Source organism: Streptomyces sp. SID12501 (assembly GCF_010550245.1).
Lineage (GTDB): Bacteria > Actinomycetota > Actinomycetes > Streptomycetales > Streptomycetaceae > Streptomyces.
Map to the genome: position 1 here is coordinate 1 of NZ_JAAGLU010001002.1, position 393 is coordinate 393.

Sequence of the window (393 nt, forward strand, 5' to 3'; positions counted from 1 at the left end):
TGTCCACCGTCCGCTAGGGCGACCCCATCCGCGTCGAACTCGCGTAAGCGCGCCCGCGGGGGCCGCCGTCCGGCGCCACGGCCACGCGGCCGTGCGCTCCCGGACCTCGGCCGTGGCTACAGCTCCTTGAAGAACGCCGCGGCCGTGTGCAGGAAGAGGTCGTTCGCCTCGGTCTCACCGATCGTGACCCGCAGGCCCTCACCCGCGAAGGGCCGGACCACCACACCGGCCTTCTCGCAGGCCGCCGCGAACTCGGCGGTCCGCTCCCCCAGCCGCATCCACACGAAGTTGGCCTGGGTGTCCGGGACGACCGTCCAACCCTGGGCCAGCAGCGTGCTGTGCACCCGCGCGCGCTCACCCACCAGCGAACCGACCCGGCCCATCAGCTCGTCC

General features: G+C 73.3%; 1 pseudogene. It reads right to left on the reverse strand.

The features are described from left to right. Positions 1–116: 116 nt before the first annotated feature. Positions 117–393 (reverse strand): annotated as a pseudogene (locus G3I71_RS49540) (aminotransferase); the annotation flags it as partial.